Below are 1,458 nucleotides of genomic sequence, written 5' to 3'. Positions count from 1 at the left end.
CGGGTGGGCGAAGGACTGGCGGAGCGTGGCGTTTTCGACTCCACGGCCCTGCGCGATCTTCGAGCCATGGGCCGTCGCCTCGGCGAGACCGGCGACGATTCACGCGTTGGCTTTTGGGCCGGCTCCCTGGCCACAGATCCGGTGTGGGACGACATCCGCGCTCTGGCCCGCTGTTTCCTTCTTACGACGCTGGGCGATTGGCGCCAGCCACTGCCACGCCCCGTGCGACCGGACACTCCCGGTCACTGAGCACCCCAGGCACCTACGCGGCTGGGGCGCAGCCGGCGTTGCGGAGACGAAAGCCCGGTAGTCGTCGCGACGTTCAGCGCAAAGGAGGGGGCTGACAGCCGCCTCTCCGGCACAAAGCCGATCCCCTTGGTCATCGGCTCGGCAGCCCGGCTTCGGACCCGGCGCGCTCGGCGATCAGGCGCCGGTAGTTCGGGCACTGCGTGACGTCCTCGTAGGTGCAGCTCAGACCGTCCTCGATGAGTTCCAGCGACGCTCGGGCCGCCGCGATGCGCGAACGGAGCTCCTCGGCGGCGGGACGAAGGATCTTGTGCCGGGCAGCGCGGCAGATGACAGCCCCGCTCCTACGAACTGCTTTCTGTGGCCCGCGGGTCAAGCGTCGTGGACATCGGCTGCGGCGCCGGACGTGCGGTCTCCGAACTGGCCGGACACGGCGTCCATGCGGTGGGTGCGGACCCGGACCCGCGGATGCTGGCCGCGGCCCGCAAGCGGTGGCCGCGGGCCGAGTTCCGGCAGGCAGGGGCGGAGGACCTGCCGTTCGCCGACGCAAGCCTGGACGGCTACCGTGCCGACAAGGTCTTCCACCTGCTCCGGAAGCCGGGACGCGCGGTGCAGGAAGCACGCCGCATCCTGCGCCCGGGCGCCAGGATCGTCCTGGTCGGCCAGGACTGGGACGCCATCATGATCGACTCGGATGACGCGAAGCTCACCCGCACCATCGTGCGGGCCCGCGCCGACCTCCTGGCTGCGCCCCGCGCCGGCCGCCAGTACCGCAGCCTGCTCCTGGACGGTGGTTTTGACGACGTCACCGTCAAGGTGCACACCAGCGTGTTCACCGACCCCGCGATGCTGTCATTGCTCACCAGGCTCACCGAGCCGGCCCGCAGCAGCGGCGCGGTCGGCCGTGACCAGGCCGACCGGTGGCTCGCCGAACAGAGCCGACGCGCCGCAACGGGCCATCTCCTCATCGCCCTACCGTTCTTCGTGGCCGCTGCCTCCGCCTGAGTGCCGTCCGGTCACCCGTATCCGCAGCCGCCCCGGGGAGAGGCACGTCCGGGGTCGCACCAAGGCCTGCCGCGCGAGGCGGTGCAATCAGCAAGACGGCTGCCCCGTGCCGGAGGGGCCGGCCGTCTCACTTCCCGCGGCCGGGATGCCTGCGCACGCCCCGGGGAATGACCCGGAGCACGGCAGCTTTCGCGCGCAGGCCGCTGT

General features: G+C 71.5%; 3 protein-coding genes. 2 read left to right on the top strand and 1 reads right to left on the bottom strand.

The window, feature by feature from the left end:
• Positions 1-249 (top strand): hypothetical protein (locus tag ACQKIP_RS45835; RefSeq protein ID WP_427745711.1); only part of this gene is annotated, 249 nt, incomplete at its 5' end.
• A gap of 130 nt (positions 250-379) precedes the next feature.
• On the opposite strand, the gene ACQKIP_RS45830 is transcribed toward ACQKIP_RS45835, so the two are convergent.
• Entirely contained in the window at positions 380-622 is a 243-nt protein-coding gene (locus ACQKIP_RS45830; protein ID WP_427745710.1) for a hypothetical protein, read from the bottom strand.
• 5 nt (positions 623-627) lie between these two features.
• On the opposite strand from ACQKIP_RS45830, the gene ACQKIP_RS45825 reads away from it, so the two are divergent.
• Entirely contained in the window at positions 628-1,251 is a 624-nt protein-coding gene (locus tag ACQKIP_RS45825) for a methyltransferase domain-containing protein (RefSeq protein ID WP_427745709.1), read from the top strand.
• Positions 1,252-1,458: the final 207 nt, after the last annotated feature.

Origin of the sequence: Streptomyces sp. NPDC059900 (genome assembly GCF_050270335.1) — a bacterium.
In the GTDB taxonomy this organism is placed as follows: domain Bacteria; phylum Actinomycetota; class Actinomycetes; order Streptomycetales; family Streptomycetaceae; genus Streptomyces.
The sequence above is the reverse complement of the archived record's forward strand: the minus strand, read 5'-3'. Positions and strand labels throughout refer to the sequence as shown.